The organism is Halolamina salifodinae (genome assembly GCF_017874235.1).
Taxonomy (GTDB): Archaea; Halobacteriota; Halobacteria; order Halobacteriales; family Haloferacaceae; genus Halolamina; species Halolamina salifodinae.
The window spans coordinates 413,024-434,984 of sequence record NZ_JAGGLC010000001.1 but is presented as its reverse complement, the minus strand read 5'-3'; the positions used below and the strand labels follow the sequence as shown (position 1 = coordinate 434,984).

Genomic DNA, 21,961 nt, shown 5'->3' with positions numbered 1-21,961 from the left:
GCTACGCGTTCCCGTTGATGATGTCGCTGACCGCCTGCCGGTCGAACAGCTGTCCGTCCTCGGCGACATCACGGACGGGGCCGGGCCATTCGCCGAACCGGTCGGGCCAGACCTGCTTGGCGACCGCCTCGGTGGCAAAGAGGTCGACGATGGGGCCCATATACTGCCCGCCCGAGCGGATGACGTTCCCCTCCTGCACGGCGGTGAGCTCTTGCCCGTTCGCGTCGTTCTCGAACGGTTCGACGATGTTGGAGACGAACTCCTCGTGCGTGTCGGAGGTCAGCGAGCCGACGACGGCGATGTAGTCGGGGTCGTGTTCGAGCAGTTCCTCGTAGCCGATGGTGCCCCCGCCGGGGATCTCGGCGTCGAACCCGTCCTCGAGGCCGAGTCGGGAGAGCGGGAGCGTCTGGTTGTGGTACTGGTGGATGGGCGAGGGGTAGAACTGCGCGGCCGTCGGGTCGACCCCGCGCCACAGCGCGATGACCGAGGGGCGCTCGTCCTCGGGCGGCAGGTCGGCCTCGATGGTCGCCATGAACTCCTCGTGCAGCGACACCCACTGCCGGTAGCGCTCCTGGCGCTGGAACACCGTCGCCATCTTCTCGAAGACGTCGTAGAGTTCGTAGTAGGTGTCCTGCTCGTTCCCGTACGGGTGGGTGGGGCCGAACCGGACCCCCGACGCGACGAACGGGCCGGTCGCGTCCTCGATCTCCTGGATGTCGCTGTCGTCCCAGTCGGTGAACCGTCCGAGATCCCGGGGATCGATGAGGTTCACGTCGGGGTCGGCGGCGTAGAAGTTCTCCTTGTCGTAGCCGGACTCGGAACCGGAGGCAAGCGCCATGATCCCGTCCTCGTCGAAGCTCACGTCCGGGAGGATGTCGTACATCTTCCGCGGCGCCCGCGCCATGTCCGTCGCCGCCGTCGGCTGGATCCCGAGCGCCATCCCGATATCCAGATAGACGCTGGGGATGACCGAGTACGTCTCGGGAACCTCGTCGAAGGTGAACTCCCCGTGGGGAGCGATCTCGACGGAGTACGGCGTCGGGCTCTCCGTCGCCGTCGGCGTCGATTCGCCCTGCGGCGTGGACCCAGATTCAGTGTCCGTTGCCGTTGTCTCCGGGGCTGTCTCGGTGCCGGAGCCTCCGGCACAGCCGGCGAGGGTAGCGAGCAATCCTGCAGTTCCAGCGAGTAGGTCGCGTCTTCGCGCCATGTTTTTAGGCCGGCCTAAACCAACTTAGTGCTTCGCGGCTTTCAGTGTGGTGGGCCGTGTTCGATGTTCACGGCGTGTACGCCGAACAGCCCGTGAACAGCGCGGGCTGGCTCAGTCGTAGTCGTCGACGTGATCGGCGACGTGATCCGCAAGCGGCGTCGCCTTCGCCCGGTAGGCGTCGACGGTTTTCTCGGCCCACGCGACGACGTCCGGGTGGGTACACCGCAGAATGTCGAACCCGCGCTCGTCCGCGCGGTCGACGGTGAGAAACACCGTCTCCCCGTCGATGAGGTCGATGCTGCATGGGACACGCTCGTCGACGCTGTAGTACGCCGTCGCGTCGAGTCGGGCCTCGATGCTCTGCCAGCGCTCGCGGAGATCCGGGTCCCCGACCATCGTCTCGGTTACGTCGCTGTCGAAAACGACCGCGCCCGTCGGGTAGTCGCCGGCCCGGAGCGCCTCCTCGAAGGAGTACATCGGCAGCGAGATGAACGTCCCGAGCAGCGAGCGACACTCCGTGGCGTCCTGCACGGCGTTGGCGACGACGCGCGCGCCAGCGAGGGGGTCGGCGCTTCCCTCGGCGACGAGTTCGCTCTCGCTGAGACAGCGGAGTTCGAAGTCGAACCACTCCGTCGGCAGCCGCGTCACCACGTCCGGGTACGTTTGCCCGACGGAGACGGTGCCGAGCAGCCGGCTGAAGTCCTGATAGACGAGGTCGCCGAACCCGGTCAGCGCGTACGCGCCCGTCGACGGCCGGTGGTCGATGAGCTCTCGGTCCTCCAGATCGCCGAGGATCCGGCTCAGCGTCACCCGACTCGCATCGGTCTCGTCGCGTAGCTCCTGCCGGCCGCGGGGGCCTCCGTTCAGCAGTGCGAGCACGCGGAGCCGATGCTCCGACCGGGCGAGAAACGCCACCGACTCGACGGCGTCGCTCTCGAGCGCCGTGTCGGGCCGGTCGTCCGCCGCGGTGCCTGTCACCGTCATCTACTACGAACCTGTTTAGGTTCCCCTAAATCAGTTTCTACTCCTCGCCGATCTGATCAGATCCGGGGCTGTCGGGAGCGGTCGGGGGAACTGCCTTTAGGGTCCGAGCCAACTGGCCCGTATGCCCACGCCCACGGAGCGCGTTCGCGCCTGCGACCCCTCGAAGATCCGGGTCATGTTCGACCTCGCGGAGGCCGCCGACCGCGACCTCGTGCGTCTGGAGGTCGGCGAACCGGATTTCGACTCACCCGACCACATCGTCGAGGCCGCCGTCGACGCCGCCCGCGCGGGCGAGACCCACTACACCAGCAACGCCGGGATGCTCGAACTCCGGGCGGCAATCGCCGACACGCTCCACCGGGAGTTCGCCGTCGAGTACGATCCGGGTCAACTCACCGTCACCAACGGCGGGATGGAGGCGCTCCATCTGGCGATGCTCGCGACCGTCGAGGACGGTGGCGAGGTGGTGATCCCTTCGCCAGCCTGGCCCAACTACTGGACCCAGACCCGTCTCGCCGGCGGCGTCCCCGTCGAGGTGGCGATGCCCGAGGAGACGGGCTACGCGCTGGACGCCGAGCGCGTGATCGACGCCATCGGCGACGACACCGACGCGGTGGTGCTCTGCTCGCCCTCGAACCCCACGGGGCAGGTGTTCGACCCCGAACCGATGCAGGCCGTCGTCGACGCCGCCGCCGAACACGACGCCTACGTGCTCGCCGACGAGGTGTATCTGGGGCTGACCTACGACCGCGACCCGGTCGGCCTCGCGGCGCTCACGGGCCACCCGGACCACGTGCTCACCATCGGCTCCTGCTCGAAGGCGTACGCGATGACCGGCTGGCGGGTCGGCTGGCTCGGCGGCCCCACGGAGATCGTCGACGAGGTAACCAAAATCCACGAGAGCACGACCGCCTGTGCCGGCACCGTCGCCCAGCACGCCGCTATCGCCGCGATGGAGGGGCCACAGGAGCCAGTCGAGGAGATGTACAACGCCTTCGCCGAGCGCCGCGAGTACGTCGCCGACCGCGTGGCCGACATGGACGGCGTCTCGGCGCCGACGCCCGACGGCGCGTTCTACGCGTTCCTCGACGTGGATCTGCCGGGCAGCAGCCTCGACATCGCCAAGCGGCTGCTCCGGGAGCGCGACGTGGTGCTCGCACCCGGCGACGGCTTCGGCGACGCCGGGAAGGGGAAGCTTCGGCTCTCCTTCGCGAACTCGCTAGAGCAGTTGGAGAAGGGGCTGGACGGCATCGAGGCGGCGGTTCGGGAGGCCTGACCCGCGACGGCTTCTTGGCGCTCCCGGCCCAGTAGCGCCCATGCGCGCCCGGCTACTCCGACTCGCCCCGCCGCCGCGGGCGGTGGACTGGGCCATCCTCGCCGTCGTCGCGAGCGCCGTCGCCACGGGGCTGCTCGCGTGGACTGGCTGGCTCCCGCCGGCGCTGTTGGTCGACCTGCACGGCCTGCTCGGCTTCGCGCTCGCGGGCCTGCTCGTGTTCAAGTTCGCCCGGGTCGCCCGGCGCGTGCTCGACGGCCGGCAGTGGGACCGCGCGACGCCGATATCGGTCCTGCTGGGCGCCGTCGCCGTCGCCACGCTCGGCTCCGGGGTGTTCTGGGGGCTCGGCGGGAACGTCCCACTCGGCCCGTGGACGACGCTGGCCGCCCACGTCGGACTGGGGCTGCTCACGATCCCGGTTCTCCTGTTCCATCTCCGCGCCCGACTCACGCTTCCCGACCGGACTGACGCCTCGCGGCGGAGCGCGCTCCGCATCGGCGGCCTGCTGGTCGCGGGCACGCTCGCGTGGCGCGTGAGCGAGGCTGTCGCTGGGCTTCGCGGGGCGACGATTCGGAATACGGGCTCGAAGCCGACTGGGGAGCTCTACGACACGGAAACTGAGGGCGGGTCCTTCCCGGTCACCTCGTGGGTCGCCGACGACCCCGATCCCATCGACCGGCGCGAGTGGACGGTCACCGTCGCCGGCCTCGACGGCACGGGGGAGGAAATGGACTACGGCGACCTCGTCGGTGTCGCCGACATGGAGCGCCGAGCGACGCTCGACTGCACCAGCGGCTGGTACACGATACAGGATTGGGAGGGGGTCCGCGTCGGCGACCTGCTCGACGCGGCGGGCGTCGACGCCGAGGACGAGGCGGCTCGCTGGGTCCGGTTCGTCAGCGTCACGGGCTATCGCTGGAGCCTCCCGATTGCGGAGGCCCGGGACGCGCTGCTCGCGACGGGAACGGGCGGCTCACGCCTCGCACACGGGCACGGCGCCCCCGCGCGGCTGGTCGCGCCCGGGAGGCGCGGGTTCCAGTGGGTGAAGTGGGTCGAACGGGTGGAGATCCGGCGCGATCCGGACCCGGCGCAGTGGCTCGTCACGCTCGTCAGCGGCTTCGACTGAGCGACGGCGCGGGTTTTTCCGTTCGCGGCCCGGCGCCCGACCATGGAGCGAGTCAGCGTCGACGACTTGGAAGACAGCGTCCAGCCGGCGACGGTGATGCGCCACCTCACCGACCCGCTGGGGCTGACCGACATGGCGATCAACTACTACGAACTCGAACCGGGCGACTCCTTCGGCTTCGCCTACCACAGCCACGAGGTCCAAGAGGAGGTGTTCTACGTCATCGAGGGGACCGCGACGTTCGACACCGAAGACGGTCCCGTCGAGGTGGGTGCCGGGGAGGCGATCCGGTTCGGGCGCGAGGAACTCCAGCGCGGCTGGAACCACGGCGACGAGCGCGTCGTCGCGCTCGCGCTGGGGGCGCCGCTGGAGTACGGGACACAGGTGAAACTCCGGCACTGTCCGAACTGTGGCGAGAAGACCGATCAGGAACTCGAGGGCGCTGAGGACGAGGAGGCCGTCGTCGCGCGCTGCAAGCGGTGTGGGACCGAGACGGGCCGCTGGTACCGCGGGTCGATGGACGGCGAGGTGCCCTGACTACTCGGACTGCTCGTCGGCCGTCGCCGGCCCGCTCTCGCGTTCGTGCTCGCGCTCGCGGTCGGCGAGGATGGCGAACCCGGGGAGGCCGATGCCGAGGCCGAGGGCGAAGGGGACCCAGAACAGTGGCTCGCCGACGACCAGCAGCGCGAGCGAGAGGACGAACGCGCCGATCACCGAGAAGCCGGCCAGCCGATCCAGCCGGTAGCTCCGCGCGGTGTCGTCGGCGCCGGAACGGTCGCTCATGGCTCAATCGAGGGGGTGGCCGCTCAAAGGTACTGTGTTCCGCAGTCGAAGAGATCCCACGGAGGGCTGAGCCCTCCCGTCGCCGCGTCCCACAGCGCGACGACGTGCTTCCGGCACCCAGAGACCGTGCGTGACTGCCCCCACGCGAGCGGTCTGGGCAGCGAATGTTCGCCGTCGCTCGGTTTCAGTCGCACGCGGAGTTTCACGCGCTGCAAACGTCGCCTCAGACCGAGAACTCGTAGACGTCGTCGCCGACGTGGTGCAGCGACTCGATCACTTTCCCGCTGTCGCCCAGCATCTCGTCGCCGTCGACGAGCGCGCGGCCGACCGCGAGCGCCTTGCCGTGGCTCTCCTCGACGATGACGACCAGGTCGTCCGCCTCGATGTCGTCGTCGGTCTCGGTGATCCCCGGGCGCATCACGTCCGCGCCGCCGCTGACGAAGGAAACGGCGCCGGCGTCGACGGTGACGACGCCCTCCTCGGGCGCGTGGCTGTTGGCCCCGCGGACCGAGAGGAACGGCTCGCCCTCGTAGTAGAGCACGTCAGGCTCGCCGTCGACCAGTACCACGTCGAACGTGGAGTCCTCGAGTTCGACCAGTTCGTACGTGTCGGCGTCCAGTTCGACACCCAGCCCTTCGCTGAGCGCGTCCTCGATCTCGGCCACGGCGTCGCTGCGGAGATGGTGGCGGGAGCTGATCTTCATACCTCCTCGTGGGCCGTCTCGGGGCATAAATCGCCCGCTCCGGCGTCGGCGCCGAACTGCTTTTGCCCGCGGGCGCCGACGTTCAGTCCCATGCCCCCGCTCTGGCCCGCCGCCTTCCTCCTCGCCGGCATCCTCGTCTGGCTGCTCGCTGCCCCGGCGCCGCTGACGGGGCTTCGTCTGCTTCGGACGCCCGACCGGCCGGTTTCGGCCCTGCTCGGTGACCGGCCCGACCGCGCCTGCTTCGCCGGCACCGTCGCCGAGGCGCCGGACGGCGGGACCGTCGAAGCACCTTTCACCGGGCGGTCGGCGGTCGCGCTGGCCTACCAAGTGCTGGAGGCGCGCCGGACTCGCGGCTGGTGGCTGCTCGGCTTCCCGTTCGGGAGCGTGACACAGTTCGAACCCATCGACGGCGGGGCCGTCGCGAACCCCTTCCTGCTCGATGACGGCACCGGCCAGGTACGGGTCGAGCCAGCCGGCGCGACGTTCCGACTCGACCCGGACACGACGATACAGGTCGACGGCGGGGACCCCCCGCCGGAGCGAATCCGGCACTACATCGACGCCAACGACGACATCGACGACGAGGAACTGTCAGTGAGTCTGGGGCCAATCGACTGGGGCGTCGGCGACGACCGGCAGTACGTCGAGCGCCGGCTCGAAGTCGGCGACGAGGTAGTAGTCTGCGGAGCGGCCCGGGACGCTCGCGGCGCCGTCGGCGCCGTGCAGGCGGTCATCGACGGCGGGCGCTCGTTCCTGCTGGCCGACGCGGACCGGCGCACAGTTGCTCGGCGGCTGCTGGTCGGCGGGCCGTTCGCGACGATGTTCTCGCTTGCATTGTGCGCCGTCGGCGTGGGGGTGTACGCCGGCGCGTTCGGACTCTTCTGAACGGCCGGCGCCCCGAAACGCCTACCTGCCGGCTCCGCCAACGGGGACCATGAGCGAATCTGACGACGCCCAGGCGGCGGCCGGCACGGCCGAGGGGCAGGGCCCCGTGCTGCTCTCTGAACCCCTCGACGAGCGCCTCGCCGAGAAGCGCGACGAACTGTTCGAGGAGTTCGAACTCCGCGACGAGTTCCCGCCCGCGGTGATGCGGGAGGCCGAACGACGTATCGAGAACGTCGAGCAGGAGATTCAGGACGAACTCGACAAGCGCCAGGACCTCCGGGACATGACGGCGTGGACCACCGACCCCGCCGACGCCCAGGACTTCGACGACGCCATCTCCGTCGAGGAACACCCCGACGAGTACGTGCTCTACGTCCACATCGCGGACGTGAGCCACTACGTCCACCCGGACTCGCTGATGTGGGAGGAGGCCGTCGAGCGCTGTAACACGGTGTACCTGCCGGGCTACACGACCCACATGCTCCCGCCCGCGCTCGCGGAGACGGTCTGCTCGCTCGTCCCCAACGAGGACCGACTGGCCCACACCGTCGAGATGCATCTCGACCGGGAGAACCTCTCCTTCGAGAACATCGAGATCTACAAGTCGGTGATCAACTCCGACGAGCGCCTGACCTACACGCAGTGTGAGCACCGCCTTGACGACGAGGACGCGCCACTGCACGAGGAGAACAAACTCGCCTTCGACCTCGCGGACCGGATGCACGAGCAGCGCAAGGCGGACGGCTCACTCGTCCTCAACCCCCGGCGGGACCGAGCGCACACGCTGATCGAGGAGTCGATGCTGAAGGCCAACAAGGCCGTCACGCACACGCTGATGTGGGACCGGGGCGTCGAGGCGATGTATCGGGTCCACCCCCAGCCCACCCCGGATCAGTGGAACGAGGCGCTGAAGGAGATTCAGGACCTCGACGGCGTCTCCATCCCGGGCGAGGCGTTCGGGGACGACCCGCGGAAGGCGGTCAACGCCGCGCTGGAGGAGTCGCCCGGCCGCTCGCTGGACAAGATCCAGCGCGCCGTGCTGAAGGTGATGCCCCGGGCGAAGTACATGAACGACCCGTTCGGCGGGCACCACGCGCTCAACTTCGACATCTACGGCCACTTCACCTCGCCCATCCGGCGGCTGTCGGACCTGATCAACCACTGGATCGTCCACACCAACGACGTGCCGGAGGATCTGCTGGAGCTGTGTGACCGGGCCTCGGACAAGCAGAAGGACGGGGAAACGGCGGAACGGCTCTACAAGCAGTTCATGCAGGAGCAGGGGCTGGATCCGCACGCGGTGAACAATCGTGGCTACGAGGTCGTGGAGGCCGAGGAAGCGGACCACGTCGTCTAAGTCTGGCGCTATTTCGTTTTTGCTGTAGCAGTTGGCTGGGTAGCGATAGTGGTCGTGAAGGGAGTTGATTCCTGAAGGAGTACCGCGACCGCGAACGGCACCGCGGAGTTCCCAGGGCCACTTGTGACCGCACCGCTCAGCACCGCGTCCACGGCCTCCCCAGCCGACCCGCTCCCTCCGGCAGAGCAAGCTCTGCTGTGCTCTCGTTCGCTTCGCTCACGAGAACATACAGTCGCTCGTCCCTCGCACGCTCGTTCGCGCACGGAGGCGCTCACGTCGCGCGCCACCACCGGCCGCAGTCGCGGTGGACGCCTCGCGCTAGCGACAGCCGCGAGCGCGGGGGGAGGGGTGGGGATCCGGGGCTGCGCCGGACTTTGGGTCCGGCGCCCGGCGGTCTCTCAGTTGCCAACGAACGAGATGCTGTTGCCGTTGCGGGTGCCGCTTCAGTTGACAAACGAGCCACCAACAGAGAATCCACGCCAAGGGGAAACACCCACGTACCGCGAACCATACCCTGCGAGTAATGCAGCCTACCCCGTGCAGTCGCGCGAACCACACGAGCCTCGGAGGTCTCCTACTGTGAGCGAACAGCCCCAAGAGACCCGTGTCGGCGTCGACATCGGCGGCACGTTCACCGACGTGGTCGCCGTCAAGAACGGCGAAATCACCGTCACCAAGACGCCCTCCACACCCGAGAACCCCGAGCAGGGGGTCCTCAACGGCCTCGACGCCAGCGAGGACGCCGCGGGCTACGCGCCCGCGGACGTGGACTTCTTCAGCCACGGCACCACCGTTGCGACCAACGCAGTGCTGGAGGGCACGTGGGTCGATACCGCCCTCGTCACGACCGAAGGGTTCCGCGACGCCCTCGAAATCGGCCGACAGGACCGCCCGGACATCTACGACTTCGACGCCGAGAAGGCCGAACCCGTGGTCCCGCGGGACCGCCGATTCACCGTCCCCGAACGCCTCGACGAGCGCGGGAACGTCCTGCGCGAACTCGACGAGGACGCCGTCCGGGAGGTCGCCGCCGCCATCGACGACATCGACGAGCAAAGCTCGTCTGGCAGTCGGACGCAGTCCGACGACACCGGGGTCTTGGCGGTCGCGGTCTGTTTGCTCTTCGCCTTCGAGAACCCCGCCCACGAGCGCCGCGTGACCGAAATCCTGCGCGAGGAGCTACCGGACGTGTCGGTCTCGCAGTCGAGCGCCGTCCTCCCCGAGATCCGGGAGTACGAGCGCAGCGTCACCACCACCCTCAACGCCGCGCTGAAACCCGTGATGGCGAGCTACGTCGGCAACCTCGAGCGCGAGGTGCGCGAGCGCGGCGTCGACGCCGCCGTGAAGCTGATGCAGTCCAACGGCGGCCTGATCGACGCCGACGCCGCGCGGAGCCGACCGGTGAACACGCTGCTCTCGGGCCCCGCCGGGGGCGTGCAGGGCGCGACCCACGTCGCCGCCCGCGCGGGCTACGAGGACCTGATCACGATGGACATGGGCGGCACCTCCTGTGACGTCTCGCTCGTGCAGGACGGCGAGCCGGTCGTCTCCACCGATGTGGCTATCGGCGACTACACCGTCGGCGTGCCGATGATCGACGTGCACACTGTCGGCTCCGGCGGCGGGTCGGTCGCGTGGGTCGACACCGGCGGCGCGCTCCGCGTGGGGCCGCGCTCGGCGGGCGCGGATCCCGGCCCGATCTGCTACGGCCGCGGCGGTGAGCGACCGACGACGACCGACGCGCACCTCCTGCTCGGGCGGATCGACCCCGAGGGGTTCCTGCCCGAGGACCGCGACGTGGGCGTCGACGACGTGCGCGCCGGCTTCGAGGAACTTGGAAACGAGGTGGGGATGAGCCCCGAGGAGACCGCACAGGGCGTGCTCGACGTTGCGAACGCCAACATGGCCCGCGCGCTCCGGGTGGTCTCGGTCGAGCGCGGCCACGATCCCCGGGAGTTCGCGCTGGTCGCCTTTGGCGGCGCCGGGCCGCTCCACGCGCCCACGCTCGCGGCCGAACTCGACGTGCCGACCGTACTCGTGCCCAGAACGGCGGGCGCGCTCTCCGCGCTCGGCCTCCTGATCAGCGACGTGGGCTACGACTACAGCCAGTCGATGGTCCGACCCTGGGGCGCCGTCGACGCCGCGACGGTCGCCGGCGCGTTCGCCGAACTCCGCGCGGAGGGCGACGACGAACTCGCCGGGGAAGGAATCGCCCCCGAGCGCCGGGAGTTCGAGCGCGTCGCCGACCTGCGCTACGCGGGCCAGTCGTTCGACGTGTCGGTCCCGGTGCCCGACGGCGAAATCGACGCCGACGCGCTCGACCGCATCGAGGCGCGGTTCCACGAGCGCCACGAGTCCCGCTACGGCCACGCCGACCCCGAGGAGCCGGTCGAACTGGTCACGCTGCGCCTGCACGCCCGCGGCGTCGTCGATTCGCCGTCGACGGCTGCGGTCAGCCCTGAAGGAACCGTCGCCGATGCTATCGCCGAGCACCGGGAGGTCCGGTTCGACGACCAGGCGTACGACGCGCCGATCTACGACCGGGATCTGCTCCCGGCCGGCGGCGACATCGACGGGCCCGCGGTCGTCGAAGGGCCGGAGAGTACCGTCGTCCTGCGCCCCGGGCAGTCCGCCGAGGTGGACCCCGACGGCACGCTGGTCGTGGATACGGGGGTGGAGCGATGAGCGCGGATTCCGCGGCCGGCGACGACGCCGAGGTCGACCCCGTCACGCTCGAAGTCGTCCGGAACGGCTGTGTTGCGGTCGCCGAGGAGATGAACGCCAACCTCGTCCGGACGGGCTACTCGCCCAACATCAAGGAGCGCCGGGACTGCTCGTGTGCGCTGTTCGACGCCCGCGGCGAGATGGTGAGTCAGGCCGAGAACATGCCGGTCCACCTCGGCGCGATGCCGTTCTCGGTCCGGGCGGCCGTCGACGCTTTCGAGGGTGACCTGAACCCGGGTGACGCGGTCCTCCTCAACGACCCGTTCCGGGGCGGCGCACACCTCCCGGACCTGACCCTCGTCTCGCCGGTGTACGACCCCGAGACGCTGGAGAGCGAGGACCAAGAGCCGCGACTCGTGGCCTACGCGGCCAACCGCGCCCACCACGCCGACATCGGCGGCTCCACGGCGGGGAGCGTCGCCGCCGACTCCACCGAGATCTACCAGGAGGGCCTGCGGATCCCGCCGGTAAAACTGTTCGAGGGCGGCGAGGTGAACGACAACGTGCTGGAGATGATCCTCTCGAACGTGCGCACGCCCGACGAGCGCCGCGGGGACATCCGCGCCCAGGAGGCCGCCAACGAGACGGCCCGCGAGCGGGTCCACGGGATGGTCGACGAGTACGGCGCCGACACCCTCGAGAGCGCCTTCGAGGCGGTGAAGGACTACTCCGAGCGCCGGATGCGCAGCGAGATCGAGGCGTTCCCCGACGGCACCTACGAGTTCGGGGACCTGCTCGACGACGACGGCCGCGGGAACGAGGACCTGCCCGTCGAGGTCGAAGTCACCGTCGACGGCGACGAGGTCGGCGTCGACTTCGCGGGCACGGCCCCCCAGACCGAGGGGCCGATCAACGCCGTGCTGGCGGTCACCTCCTCGGCGACGTACTACGCGGTCCGGTGTGTAACCGACCCCGAGATCCCGCCGAACCACGGCTGCTACCGGCCGATCACCATCGACGCCCCCGAGCGGAGTCTGGTGAATCCCGAACCGCCGGCAGCCGTCGTCGGCGGCAACCTCGAGACCAGTCAGCGCGTGACTGACGTGGTGCTCGGCGCCTTCGCGACGGAGGCCCCGGAGCGCGTGCTCGCGGCGTGTCAGGGGACGATGAACAACGTCACCTTCGGCGGGACGGACCCGCGAGGATCTGAGGACACAGACGCCGGCGGCGAGCCCTACGCCTTCTACGAGACCCAGGGCGGCGGCTTCGGCGGCCGCGCCGGGAAAGACGGGATGGACGGCGTCCACGTCCACATGAGCAACACGATGAACACGCCCGCGGAGGTGCTGGAGACGGCCTACCCGCTCCGGGTGCTGCGCTACTCGCTGCGGCCCGACTCCGGCGGCGCCGGTGAGTTCCGCGGCGGCCTGGGGATCCGGCGGGATATCGAGGTCCGGGGTCACACGGCCCGGTTCAGCCTGCTCGCGGACCGTCAGCAGCACGCGCCCTACGGGCTGGAGGGCGGCGACGAGGGCGAGCGGGGGGCTGCGTACCTTTACGAGGACGCGCAAGCCTACGCGGCCGAGGAGGATGCGGGGGTCAGCGTCGGCGAGAAACTCCCTCAGAAATCCGTCCACGATCTCGATCCCGGAAGTGTCGTCAGCATCCGGACGCCCGGTGCTGGGGGGTATGGCGATCCCGACGAGCGGTCGCCGTCGGCGCTGGCGCGGGACCTGCGGCTGGGGAAGCTCTCCCCCGAGGCGCTCCGGGAGCGATATGGCGTCGATCCCGACGAACTCGACGGCGAGTAGCACCCGGGGGCTTATGGTTGCGGCTGGCGAGGATCGGGTATGACCGACGACGACGGCCCGCAGGTGCCGATCTACTGCCCCGAGTGTGAGACCACCACTCGTGTTCCGCTGTCGGATCTCGAGGCCCAGATCGAGCGCCACAACGACGCGGTCCACGACGGCGATGACGTGGCACGGGTCGACCCCGAACTCGCGGCGGCGTTTCAGGAGCTCGTCGTCGAGGATCTCGGCCTGCTCGAGGACGACGCGTGAGCTGGCCGAACGCTTATACCCGCGCTCACCGAGGATAGAGCGTGTTCCGCGACCGCCGGGGCGTAAGCGAGACGGTCGGCTTCGTGCTCGTGTTCTCGTTGGTGTTGCTCACGGTCGGAACCGTCTTCACCATCGGCTACGGCGGCCTTCAGGACGCGCGCGATGCCGAGCGAATCAACAACGCCGAGCGTGCCTTCGACGTGCTCGTCGACAACATCGCCGACATCACGGCCCGCGGCGCGCCAAGCCGCGGGACGGAGATCCGCCTCGCGGAGGCCAGCATCGGCACCGGGCCGCCGACGCTGCTGAACATCACTGGCTACGAGTCGGGGTCGGTCGACTTCTCGACGGGGAACTACAGCCTCGACCCGGTGGTGTACGAGGCTAGCGGCACCCGGATTCGCTACGCCGGCGGCGCGGTGACCCGGATCCAGCCCGACGGATCGCTCCTCCTCCAGGAGCCCAACTACGTCATCTCGGAGAAGCGGGCGATCATCCCGGTGATCCAGCTATCCGTCGAGGACCGCACCATCGCCGGCTCGCGGACGGTGCTCGTCCGCGCCGAGCGCCGGATCCGGAGCGTCGAAGTCGACAACAACGGCGTCGACCGACTCGAAATCGCGCTCTCCTCGCCAGCGGCCGACCGCTGGGCGGCGTACCTCGAAGGACAGGGGATGAGCTGTTCCTGGCCCGACGGCGAGGACGGCCAGCGAATCTCCTGTGAGACGACGGGCCTGGACCGCGTCCAGATCGTCCACTTCGAGATCGCGGTGGCGTTCGGCTGAACCTCGGGCGGGTTTGCGGCCGGTGACGCTTCGGGATAGATACATACATCTCCTGACCGAATACTGTCGATACGGTCACCGACCGCCACCGATCGGTCCATCAGTACCTGCGGGAGCGTGCCGGAGACGCCTACCGATCCGCGTTCTACTACAACGAGGGGGCTGGGAGAGTAGCTACGTGCGTGGGTATGTCGCGGCCAGACGGTTGCGTGACTCGATGCCCGAAGTTGTCGAACGTGCCCGGCAGGCGGACGCGTTCCTACACGGTGAGGAGTACCCGCCCCTGGGCGGGACGAACGTGACGACGGAGGGCCACGAGAACGGGGTGATCGTCCACTTCCCGGAGGGGCTCCTCATCTCGCTCGACCGCACGGTAGCCGCCCGGCTGACGACGTTCATCGACCAGGCCGTCTCGATGCTCCAGCCACAGTCGGCGCGGTATCGCGTGACTGCGGAGACCGACTGAGCGATTCAGCGCATGGCGTCGCGGCAGTCGTCGATGAACTCGGTGAAGTTCCGGCCAACGTCTTCGTCTACCCCCTGGAGGTCCGAGTGGATCCGCCGCGAGGACCCGACGAACTGGTCGACGTCCTCGGGAGTGTACTGTTTGCCCAGCTCGTCCCGAATGTCGACGATTTCGACGCTGTCCCCCGAGTGCTAGCCGACGGCTCTGAGGCCCTCGCCGAGGCGATCCTGACAGTACTGCTTGAGGTGTCGGCTTGCTCCGGCATTGATCGGTGATCGCTCGGTTCAGTGGTAAATGTACGCCTGTAGGGGATGTATCGGCGTCGACGGAACGACCTGACCAATGATTCCGGACACTACCGCGTACACAGCTGAATGATGTGGTTGTGTTCTTCGACCGTTTTCGCTCAGTTCACCCACCGAGCACATCATCGCCGTTCGGCAAGTACTAGCGGTGTCCCTTTCAGGTATGAAGTTGAATGGCTCCAGTATGTCGGAGGAAGAAAATCCCCCACCACGGTTCTCCAAGGAGTGGATACGTGAGGAGTGGGATGAAGAACACGACACTGCCCCCAAGGAGGTCCAGCTTGCAAAAATTGTTCACGAGTGGCATATTGCGCTCCCCGGCACGCTCTTGGGTCTCATAGCAGTACTCGGTATGTGGTACCTCGGCCAGCCACTCCTAGAAACCGCTGGGACTTTTTGTGCCTTCTTCGCCGGCGGCTACGCTCGTTTCTACTCTACCCTCTGGTGCTCAACGCTGGCCGAATAGCGCTACTTCATCGGTCGTCGGCCGTGGCCGTTTCGCGAAAACGGTAGCCGAGTTCGCATCGGTGGTGCCTGCTCTGCCAGCCCCTTGACGATCGCCGTCGGGACACCGATGATACTCCCGAGAACGAAAGCCGCGAGCACAATCAGTCCAGTTCCGATTATGACCGGGATGAGGGCGGGGTACATCGTGAGTGCGGAGGGGGTCACCTGATGCTCCAACTGATTGCTGAGCGTGTACTCAGCCGATGGGTAGAGCACGGCGACAGCGGGACCGAACACGGGAGAGACGTATGTCGCCACGATCAGTCCGGCGAAGACGGCGAATATCACGTACAGGCTGAAGTACGTTATTGCACCGAGTCCTTCGTAGATCATCCGAGCGCCTTCTATTAGATCGTTCCCGCTGCTATCCTCTTCTTCCTCGTCGGCACTCTCTTCCGAGGAATCGTCCTCAAGATCATTCTCGAGGATGGCACTAAAGTTGAGTAGAAGCATCCCCCCGATCGCACACAGGGCGTATAGCTCCCACTCGGCCGTGTTCAGATACGCCTCGATAACCGTAGAGATTGCGGGAATGCTTGTGATAACGCTATAGGCGATTACTGGAACCCACAGAACTTGCAGGGTGAGAGAAACCCCTTTCAGCAGAGCTTTTGGCATTTTAGCCAACTGCTGACGCTGGGTCGTCTGTGTGGTTGCCATAGACTCTACCGTATATTCTGTCTTCCACTGTTGTAAACCCTCCCAATAGCTAAATCCTATAGGTGTTCCCTATAGCCACTCCACCTTACCGCGCTCCCGCGCCTGCGCCTTCTCCATCGCTTCGCCCCGGTAGTGGTTCAGGAACGTGTCGAGGTCGTTCCAGCCGACCCACCGCAGCGCGACGGTCTGATCGCCGTCGGCGTTCGCAAGCTGGCCCGCCTAGGTGCGTCGTAGATCGTGGAACGTGAGGTACTCCCAGCGCGCTTCACTGGTCTCCGCTGCCAGTTCCTCGCGGGCGTCCTCGACCCAGTTTCGGACCGAGCGAGTCGAACGGTCGACCAGCACCTCGTCGTCGTTGACGCCGCCGAAGCTGGCTGCGGCGTCCACGGTGTCGGCGAGCGCGTCGGGGATGGGCACCTCCCGGAGCTTCTCGCCCTTAGCCTCGGCAACCACCAGCACCTTTCCAGCCTCGCCGCCGTCGACGACTTCCTCGGGTCGAACGTCCACGACCTCGTGGGAGCGTCGTCCGACCTCCGCACCGAGTCGGAACGCCACCTTCCGGAGTGGGTCACCGGCAACGTCGAGCAGCGCCTCGACCTCGTCGCAGCTGAGCCACACGCGCCGCCCGTTCTTGTCGTCGTATTCTTCAGTCATCATGGTGTGCGGCTTCCTCTTTGCGCGATTCCGGAAGAATCCCGGCCGAGCTTCCGCGAAACGGGGGTGATTCGGGCCGATCAAGGGCCCGATCGAGCGCTGACCTTCCGACTCACTCCCCCTGCTTCTCGGAAGTGCCTCGCTCTCCTGCTTGCTCAGCTTTCGTGGGGGTGATATGCTCGATCTACATCAAAACCATCGTCACTCGGATAGAACTCGTCTAAGAAATCTATCAGTGGGTCCGCTGCATTATCTGTATCAAAGCGGTTGTATGCGTGGTGCATTCCCCCATCGTCTCTGTCGACAATATAACTGAAAAGAAGGACGCTCCCTATGTCCAGGTCGAATAGCTCTATCCGCTCCCTAGTCCACTCTATTATTTTTTCTCGCGAGAGCGGTTCTTGTCTGTCTACTCCGTGGTAGTACAGGTTAGTGATGTCTACAAAAAGGGCGGTAGAGCTTTCGTAGTAGGACTTCCCAGATTTGCTATCGATCGTGGACTTGTATTTGTCCTCCAGCGTTTGGCTAGATCCTGAGTAATGGGAAGTGGTGCATTCGATAGCAATCTCTCCAGATACCCTCTCAATTATGAAGTCGGGAGGATCTGGATGCTCAAAATCCACTTCATTCCTGACCAACGACGCACAGGTGTCGATCTCGAAGCGGGTTCCAAAATACTCGTTATAACCAATATCGTGCATTTCGCTGGCAAATTCTTCCAGCAAATCCGGTCTAGTCTCCCCGACTTCTTGTAGGTGCTTCGCGAACATCTGCAGGCGGAGTAGCTCGTAATCCCTCACTTCGTAATTTCCGTTATTGTGCGCCTGTAGAATATTGCCGGATATATTATGCAGAAACTGCTCCATCTCATCCTGGGATTCGTCAGGTATGAATTTCATCTCCAACAGATCGGTAAGAGTTGCGTTGACCTGTCCAAACCGCATTATGAACCCAAACATGACATTTCCTCTCTTTCCTGGGGAGAAATCACTTTCTCCGTACCACCGTCTCCCCTAGAAATGGGTCATTCAAAAACTGCCTCGATCGGCAGCTTCGCCTGCTCGTCGAACTCTTGGTGCCCGCTCGGTCCCCAGCCGACGGTCTTCTCGACGAGGTCGCGCACGGTCTGGGCGTGCATCCGGCGCACGCGCGACGCGTCGCTCTACGGTCCTGAGAAGCCGGCGAAAAGCCGATGGACTCGCTGGGTAAGCGCCAACGCCGGTGCGTTGCACGGACCGAATTCGTGGACCGAGTTGGCGAATTCTCTCATGTTTACTTCTTCTCCAAGTGCTCACGACGGACCGCCATCTTCTCGTCCGGCTGGCGGGCGTCGTAGTGTCGATACAGAACTTCGAGCGAGACGTTCGCGCGTTCGGAGACGACCTCCGGCGAGACGCCTCGAGCGAGGTGGTCGGTGATCGAGCCGCGGCGCCACCCGTGCGGCGACTTCGCCGACGGGCACTTGCTCGGCGTGTTCGGAGCACCGTAGGCCTCGCAACTCTCCTGCTCGCGGTCGTGGGGACACTCCGACCACCGGCACGGCTGCGTCCAGCGGTAGCTGATGTCCCGTAGCGTCGAGTCCGAGACTCGGCCCTGCCGAGTCGTGAACAGCGGCTCGCGACCGTGTTCGTCGGTCACGTCGATGCGGTGCACCTCGATGTACTCCTCTACGAGATCGAACAGACGCTCGCCGAGCCAGACCCAGCGCTCTCCCGACTGCTTGTTCTTCAGGGGAGTCTCGGTCTGAGGACGATGCTTCACAGCGAGAGCCTCGTCCTCGGGCCGAAGATCGTCGACATCCAGCGCTCGGGTACCACCGAGGCGGAGCCCCGTGTGCCACCAGAGTTCGAGCACGACGTGATCGCGCGTCGCGCGGTGGTAGCGCTCGAGGTAGTCCAGGATCTCTTCGGCGGTCTCGTCGTCGACCTTCACGTCCCGGGCCTCGGCACCGTCGACTACCTCCGGCGCGTGGACGCGCTCGCGAAGGCCGGGCTCGACCGCATCGAGGTCGGCCCAGTATTCCAAGGCCACCCGGATCGCCGAGAGCTCCTTCTGGAGTGAGATCGGCTTCACCTTCTGACGCCGGTGGTGGACGTAGTCCGCGAGCATCCGACCCGTAAGGTCGTTCAGATCGTCGACCTCCTGATCGTGGAGCCACCCGACGAACTGCTCGAGCGTGGTCCGGTTGTTCTGATAGGTCGACTTCGCCACACTGGGCTTGCGCTGCTCGAGGAACCGCTGGAGCCCCTCCTCTGGCGTCATCGAGACCAAGTGGTCCCGATGGCGCTCGTGACTCGGTTCCGGCATCTACCGATCAGGCTCCTCGATGTCGTCTCTCAGCTCGGGATGCTGCTCGAGGACTTCCGAGAACCACATCCAGACGCGGCCCTCGCCCTGACACTCGCGGCAGATGGCGTTCCCCTCGTGCATGCAACGACCCTGCGCAATGCAGATGTCGTCCCAGCAGTCGACGATCTCGCCGTCGCCGCCGCAGTTCGGGCAGTCGATGAACCGGCCGGTTCCACCCGGAATCTTCTCTGGACGATCGACCTCGGCGGTGTCTCTATCGCGCGTCATGCTGCACCTCCCGCAGCGGCACGCGCCTCGTCGCTGCACCACTCGACTTCCGCAGCGCCGTCATCAACGGTGACGTAGCCGACGACGCCCGGCTCGACCGCTTCCTCGTCGAACTCGTCGACGAGATTCATTATATAATCGTGAGCTTTTCTCTCGGCGTCGGTCATCCCGCGGAACCCAGCGTCGGCGTTCTCGTCAGCGAACGCCAGCAGTTTCCCGCGTCGAGTGTCCTTCACCTCAAGCCGGATTCGCTGCACTGCCACCGTAGACTCCGCGTCGTTACTCGGCACGGTCCGACACCTCCGCAAGAGCGTCTTCGACTGCTTCCTGAGCGTCTGGGTTCTCGACCGGACCCATCGACATCCACCAAGCTGTGAACGAGGTGTAGTGGCGCTCGCAGAGACCGCGGCTGATTGTTTCACCAGTCTCCAGATCTTCGACCTCAGCGCGGTAATCGGCCTCGGCTGGACAGAGGTCGCACTGTTCGACAGCGCTCTCCTCTGTGGCCGCGAACTTGCGCAGGTAAGACCGAAGGACCGATTTGGCGTCCTCGGTTCGGGACGCCTTCAACAGCCGGAGGGTCCGACGAACATGCTCCTCCCGAGACTTAGCCGCAGCCTCCTCACGCGACAAGGTAGATCACCACCAGAACCGTGAGGAGACCGAGCGACGCGATGACGACGCCGTCCAGCGCTGCCTGCCGCGGGCTACGGATGTCGGTGTCGCGAGCAGCCTCTGGAGAACTACGGTCGCTCACGCCGACTCACCCCCGAGCATCGCGTCCCGTGCCTCTTTCACGCGCTCGAACTGCGCAGTGTCGCCGCCCTGATCAGGGTGCCCCGACTTCATTTTCTGCTGGAACGCCGCGTTCACGACCGCGTCGCTGGCGTCCGGAGCGACCTCGAGCAGCGCCTTCGTCTCGTCGATGATGTCCTCGCCACCGTCAGCGACGAGACGCTTGCGCGTGCCTTCGTGGATCTGCGCGGCCGTCTCCACGTCCCCGGCCGCATTCAGCGCGCGGATCGCCGCGTTCGTGATGCCGACCGCCGTATCGTCCGGGACTTCGAACTCCGGGACGAACGCGCAGCCGCAGGATCGGCGAGCCTCGCCGGGGCCGGCGATCGTCTCGGACAGGAACGTCTCGCCGCAGGTCTCGCAGGTCGGGAGATCAACACCACCGCCCGCGTCCTGAAGTTTGGCGTCGCACGCCGCACAGACGCGGCGCCCGTCCTCGTGCTCGACCACTGTATCGTCGCTTCCACACTCCGAACAGTTGCCTGCCTCTGCGGTCCACTCTGGGAGGAGATCATCCGTCGTCTCGACGCTCTCCTCGTCGACGCCGTACTCGCCCCAGTCGCGGGCCTCCATCTCCTCGTGGAGCTCGTCACGGACTCGGCGGAACGCCTTCAGGTGGCCCTCGGTTGTCCATCGGTACTGGCTCTCGGCCATCAGGGAGACGATCTCCTCGAGCGCGACTGCCTCCGCCTCGGTCTCCGCGACGACCTGCGTCTTCTGACGGTCCATCGCGCGCGCTGCTGCCTCGGCCCCCTCGGCGCCGTCGGCGAGCCGGGCCTGAAGCTTCCGCGTGCGGAGCTTCGAGCGCGCGTCGCCGCTCCATCGAACCTTGATCGGCGAGGTCGTCGTCTGGTTATCGTCGGTACTACTTTCTCGGTGGGTATCTTCAGGACTCATTGGTCTCGTGATCGCTGGAGGTGACCCTCTCCGGGGGAACTTGCAGCGCGATCGAGGCCGTGTCCCTTGCATCAGCGCCCTCGTCTTTGGAAGGGTGAGGGGCGCTGGTGTGGGTCAGGACACGACGGCCGGCCGCTGCAGGGGTTTCAAACCCCTGCCAGCCGTGTCTTCTACTGCTTGCGTGCATGTGTGGTTCCGTTACCGGGGCCAACGCGAGCCGGTGTGCCAGCACCGTGCTACCTCTTCTGCGAGGCCGGTCTGAATGACCAGCCCGTGTGAAGCCCCGTCAGAGACCCATTGATGCGTACCCCTGATATATCTAACGACGTACGTAGTTCCTGAATATCTACGCAAGTAGTTAGATTGATGGCGCATAGGGACTCTTTTTCCCATATGGGTGACGAGAGCCGGGAAGAAATGGTGGAGAGAGTATCGTCGTTCTCGCCCGTTGACTACGAGATCCTCCAGTTCTTCGAGGAACACGATATCCTCGCATCGCCGAAGGTCGTCGCGGTCAACATCGATTATGACCGCCAGTACGTGAGCAAGCGACTTGGCGAACTGAGGGATCTCGATCTGTTGCGGAAGGACGAAAGTGGTCTCTACGAACTCACGGACTACGCCCGATCCTTCCTCGATGGAGAAGTCGATCCGGAGAAGTTGGAAGAGTAGACCGACGCGCGGCTGTACTCGGCACCGAACGCTTTTGCCGCTCTGCCCCCGAGAAAGCACCATGAGCACGGACAGCGCAACCGGGGCGGATCGGTCCGAACCCGAGCAGACGATCACGCTCACCGCTGAAGATGACGGCTGGGTCGCATGCGACGAGGAGACTGGCGTCGCCTCGCAGGGGGAGAGCCGCGAGGAAGCCCTCGAAATGCTTGACGACGCAGTCGCGCTGTACAAGGGCGAGATCGGCCACGAGCCGACCGAGGAGGAACTGCGCGAGATCGGCGTCGACCCCGAGAACAACGAAAGCGGGTCGATCGAAGACTCGGAGATCTTCGAGTAACGGTGGTTACACGAGACTTTTCGGGCGAGAACGTGATCACAGTCCTGTGTAACGTCGGCCCGTTCCATATCGAGAACGTAACCGGGAGCCACGTGAAACTCCGATGTGACCCGCCCGCGCACCACAACACCGACCCGCGCGTGGTGACGGTCCCGCGGAAGGATCGAATCCGAGAAGGGACGCTTCGAAGCATCGCTGAGCAGGCTGGCGCCGAGGACTTCGACGAGTTCTGCGCGTGGATCGACCGGAACAGCTGAA

Annotated in this window: 28 protein-coding genes; 15 read left to right on the top strand and 13 right to left on the bottom strand. The window is 66.4% G+C overall.

Features of this window, described 5'->3' with window-relative positions; all coding sequences use genetic code 11:
* Nucleotide 1: 1 nt before the first annotated feature.
* A complete protein-coding gene (locus J2753_RS02265; RefSeq protein WP_209490059.1) occupies nucleotides 2-1,207 on the bottom strand; it encodes an ABC transporter substrate-binding protein in 1,206 nt (401 codons plus the stop codon).
* 111 nt (nucleotides 1,208-1,318) lie between these two features.
* Complete coding sequence (locus J2753_RS02260) at nucleotides 1,319-2,191, bottom strand: helix-turn-helix transcriptional regulator (RefSeq protein ID WP_209490057.1); 873 nt, start codon at nucleotides 2,189-2,191, stop codon at nucleotides 1,319-1,321.
* A 121-nt stretch (nucleotides 2,192-2,312) separates the two neighbouring features.
* On the opposite strand from J2753_RS02260, the gene J2753_RS02255 reads away from it, so the two are divergent.
* The 3 genes from J2753_RS02255 to J2753_RS02245 are packed head-to-tail and all read left to right on the top strand — an operon-like array spanning nucleotide 2,313 to nucleotide 5,127.
* Nucleotides 2,313-3,467, top strand: a complete 1,155-nt coding sequence (locus tag J2753_RS02255; RefSeq protein ID WP_209490055.1) for a pyridoxal phosphate-dependent aminotransferase — start codon at nucleotides 2,313-2,315, stop codon at nucleotides 3,465-3,467.
* 40 nt (nucleotides 3,468-3,507) lie between these two features.
* The gene (locus J2753_RS02250; protein ID WP_209490053.1) at nucleotides 3,508-4,590 is read left to right on the top strand and encodes a molybdopterin-dependent oxidoreductase; all 1,083 of its coding nucleotides are present in this window, start codon (nucleotides 3,508-3,510) and stop codon (nucleotides 4,588-4,590) included.
* Nucleotides 4,591-4,632: 42 nt separating this feature from the next.
* Nucleotides 4,633-5,127 (top strand): cupin domain-containing protein, encoded by a 495-nt coding sequence (locus J2753_RS02245; protein WP_209490051.1) that lies wholly within the window; start codon nucleotides 4,633-4,635, stop codon nucleotides 5,125-5,127.
* Here J2753_RS02245 and J2753_RS02240 read toward each other — a convergent pair whose 3' ends face one another.
* Complete coding sequence (locus J2753_RS02240; RefSeq protein WP_209490049.1) at nucleotides 5,128-5,373, bottom strand: hypothetical protein; 246 nt, start codon at nucleotides 5,371-5,373, stop codon at nucleotides 5,128-5,130.
* Between the two features lie 223 nt (nucleotides 5,374-5,596).
* Nucleotides 5,597-6,076, bottom strand: a complete 480-nt coding sequence (locus J2753_RS02235) for an RNA-binding protein (RefSeq protein ID WP_209490047.1) — start codon at nucleotides 6,074-6,076, stop codon at nucleotides 5,597-5,599.
* Nucleotides 6,077-6,166: 90 nt separating this feature from the next.
* On the opposite strand from J2753_RS02235, the gene J2753_RS02230 reads away from it, so the two are divergent.
* From J2753_RS02230 to J2753_RS02190, 9 genes are all read left to right on the top strand, one after another.
* Nucleotides 6,167-6,961, top strand: a complete 795-nt coding sequence (locus J2753_RS02230) for a hypothetical protein (RefSeq protein ID WP_209490045.1) — start codon at nucleotides 6,167-6,169, stop codon at nucleotides 6,959-6,961.
* A gap of 49 nt (nucleotides 6,962-7,010) precedes the next feature.
* Complete coding sequence (locus J2753_RS02225; protein WP_209490042.1) at nucleotides 7,011-8,318, top strand: ribonuclease catalytic domain-containing protein; 1,308 nt, start codon at nucleotides 7,011-7,013, stop codon at nucleotides 8,316-8,318.
* Between the two features lie 579 nt (nucleotides 8,319-8,897).
* Complete coding sequence (locus J2753_RS02220; RefSeq protein WP_321168771.1) at nucleotides 8,898-11,003, top strand: hydantoinase/oxoprolinase family protein; 2,106 nt, start codon at nucleotides 8,898-8,900, stop codon at nucleotides 11,001-11,003.
* Nucleotides 11,000-12,793 (top strand): hydantoinase B/oxoprolinase family protein, encoded by a 1,794-nt coding sequence (locus J2753_RS02215; protein ID WP_209490040.1) that lies wholly within the window; start codon nucleotides 11,000-11,002, stop codon nucleotides 12,791-12,793. The genes J2753_RS02220 and J2753_RS02215 overlap by 4 nt, the downstream gene beginning before the upstream one ends.
* A gap of 39 nt (nucleotides 12,794-12,832) precedes the next feature.
* Entirely contained in the window at nucleotides 12,833-13,045 is a 213-nt protein-coding gene (locus J2753_RS02210; RefSeq protein WP_209490037.1) for a hypothetical protein, read from the top strand.
* Between the two features lie 41 nt (nucleotides 13,046-13,086).
* Complete coding sequence (locus J2753_RS02205; protein ID WP_209490036.1) at nucleotides 13,087-13,830, top strand: DUF7289 family protein; 744 nt, start codon at nucleotides 13,087-13,089, stop codon at nucleotides 13,828-13,830.
* Between the two features lie 217 nt (nucleotides 13,831-14,047).
* Nucleotides 14,048-14,296 (top strand): hypothetical protein, encoded by a 249-nt coding sequence (locus J2753_RS02200; RefSeq protein ID WP_209490034.1) that lies wholly within the window; start codon nucleotides 14,048-14,050, stop codon nucleotides 14,294-14,296.
* An 86-nt stretch (nucleotides 14,297-14,382) separates the two neighbouring features.
* Nucleotides 14,383-14,571 (top strand): hypothetical protein, encoded by a 189-nt coding sequence (locus J2753_RS02195; RefSeq protein WP_209490032.1) that lies wholly within the window; start codon nucleotides 14,383-14,385, stop codon nucleotides 14,569-14,571.
* 214 nt (nucleotides 14,572-14,785) lie between these two features.
* Nucleotides 14,786-15,067, top strand: coding sequence for a hypothetical protein (locus J2753_RS02190; protein ID WP_209490030.1), 282 nt, complete (start codon nucleotides 14,786-14,788; stop codon nucleotides 15,065-15,067).
* Between the two features lie 2 nt (nucleotides 15,068-15,069).
* Here the strand turns inward: J2753_RS02190 and J2753_RS02185 are convergent, their stop codons facing one another.
* The 9 genes from J2753_RS02185 to J2753_RS02150 all read right to left on the bottom strand — a co-directional run bounded on the left by J2753_RS02185 (nucleotide 15,070) and on the right by J2753_RS02150 (nucleotide 20,691).
* Complete coding sequence (locus J2753_RS02185) at nucleotides 15,070-15,768, bottom strand: hypothetical protein (protein ID WP_209490028.1); 699 nt, start codon at nucleotides 15,766-15,768, stop codon at nucleotides 15,070-15,072.
* Between the two features lie 219 nt (nucleotides 15,769-15,987).
* Nucleotides 15,988-16,425, bottom strand: a complete 438-nt coding sequence (locus J2753_RS14340) for a site-specific integrase (RefSeq protein ID WP_245334413.1) — start codon at nucleotides 16,423-16,425, stop codon at nucleotides 15,988-15,990.
* Nucleotides 16,426-16,577: 152 nt separating this feature from the next.
* Nucleotides 16,578-17,381 (bottom strand): hypothetical protein, encoded by an 804-nt coding sequence (locus tag J2753_RS02175; protein ID WP_209490026.1) that lies wholly within the window; start codon nucleotides 17,379-17,381, stop codon nucleotides 16,578-16,580.
* A 313-nt stretch (nucleotides 17,382-17,694) separates the two neighbouring features.
* Nucleotides 17,695-18,729, bottom strand: a complete 1,035-nt coding sequence (locus J2753_RS02170; protein WP_245334412.1) for a tyrosine-type recombinase/integrase — start codon at nucleotides 18,727-18,729, stop codon at nucleotides 17,695-17,697.
* Nucleotides 18,730-18,999 carry a hypothetical protein gene (locus J2753_RS02165; protein ID WP_209490025.1) on the bottom strand — a complete coding sequence of 90 codons (270 nt, stop codon included), beginning with the start codon at nucleotides 18,997-18,999 and terminating at the stop codon, nucleotides 18,730-18,732.
* Nucleotides 18,996-19,289 (bottom strand): hypothetical protein, encoded by a 294-nt coding sequence (locus J2753_RS02160; protein ID WP_209490023.1) that lies wholly within the window; start codon nucleotides 19,287-19,289, stop codon nucleotides 18,996-18,998. Before J2753_RS02160 ends, J2753_RS02165 begins: the two co-directional genes overlap by 4 nt.
* Nucleotides 19,279-19,632 (bottom strand): hypothetical protein, encoded by a 354-nt coding sequence (locus J2753_RS02155; RefSeq protein ID WP_209490021.1) that lies wholly within the window; start codon nucleotides 19,630-19,632, stop codon nucleotides 19,279-19,281. The genes J2753_RS02160 and J2753_RS02155 overlap by 11 nt, the downstream gene beginning before the upstream one ends.
* The gene (locus tag J2753_RS14515; RefSeq protein WP_281064171.1) at nucleotides 19,622-19,756 is read right to left on the bottom strand and encodes a hypothetical protein; all 135 of its coding nucleotides are present in this window, start codon (nucleotides 19,754-19,756) and stop codon (nucleotides 19,622-19,624) included. Before J2753_RS14515 ends, J2753_RS02155 begins: the two co-directional genes overlap by 11 nt.
* Nucleotides 19,753-20,691 (bottom strand): hypothetical protein, encoded by a 939-nt coding sequence (locus J2753_RS02150; RefSeq protein WP_209490019.1) that lies wholly within the window; start codon nucleotides 20,689-20,691, stop codon nucleotides 19,753-19,755. The genes J2753_RS14515 and J2753_RS02150 overlap by 4 nt, the downstream gene beginning before the upstream one ends.
* Before the next feature lie 393 nt (nucleotides 20,692-21,084).
* Here J2753_RS02150 and J2753_RS02145 point away from each other — a divergent pair, with 393 nt between their 5' ends.
* The 3 genes from J2753_RS02145 to J2753_RS02135 all read left to right on the top strand — a co-directional run bounded on the left by J2753_RS02145 (nucleotide 21,085) and on the right by J2753_RS02135 (nucleotide 21,960).
* Nucleotides 21,085-21,363 (top strand): MarR family transcriptional regulator, encoded by a 279-nt coding sequence (locus J2753_RS02145; RefSeq protein ID WP_245334411.1) that lies wholly within the window; start codon nucleotides 21,085-21,087, stop codon nucleotides 21,361-21,363.
* Between the two features lie 61 nt (nucleotides 21,364-21,424).
* Nucleotides 21,425-21,703 carry a type II toxin-antitoxin system HicB family antitoxin gene (locus tag J2753_RS02140; RefSeq protein WP_209490016.1) on the top strand — a complete coding sequence of 93 codons (279 nt, stop codon included), beginning with the start codon at nucleotides 21,425-21,427 and terminating at the stop codon, nucleotides 21,701-21,703.
* Between the two features lie 32 nt (nucleotides 21,704-21,735).
* A complete protein-coding gene (locus J2753_RS02135) occupies nucleotides 21,736-21,960 on the top strand; it encodes a type II toxin-antitoxin system HicA family toxin (RefSeq protein ID WP_321168770.1) in 225 nt (74 codons plus the stop codon).
* Nucleotide 21,961 lies beyond the last annotated feature (1 nt).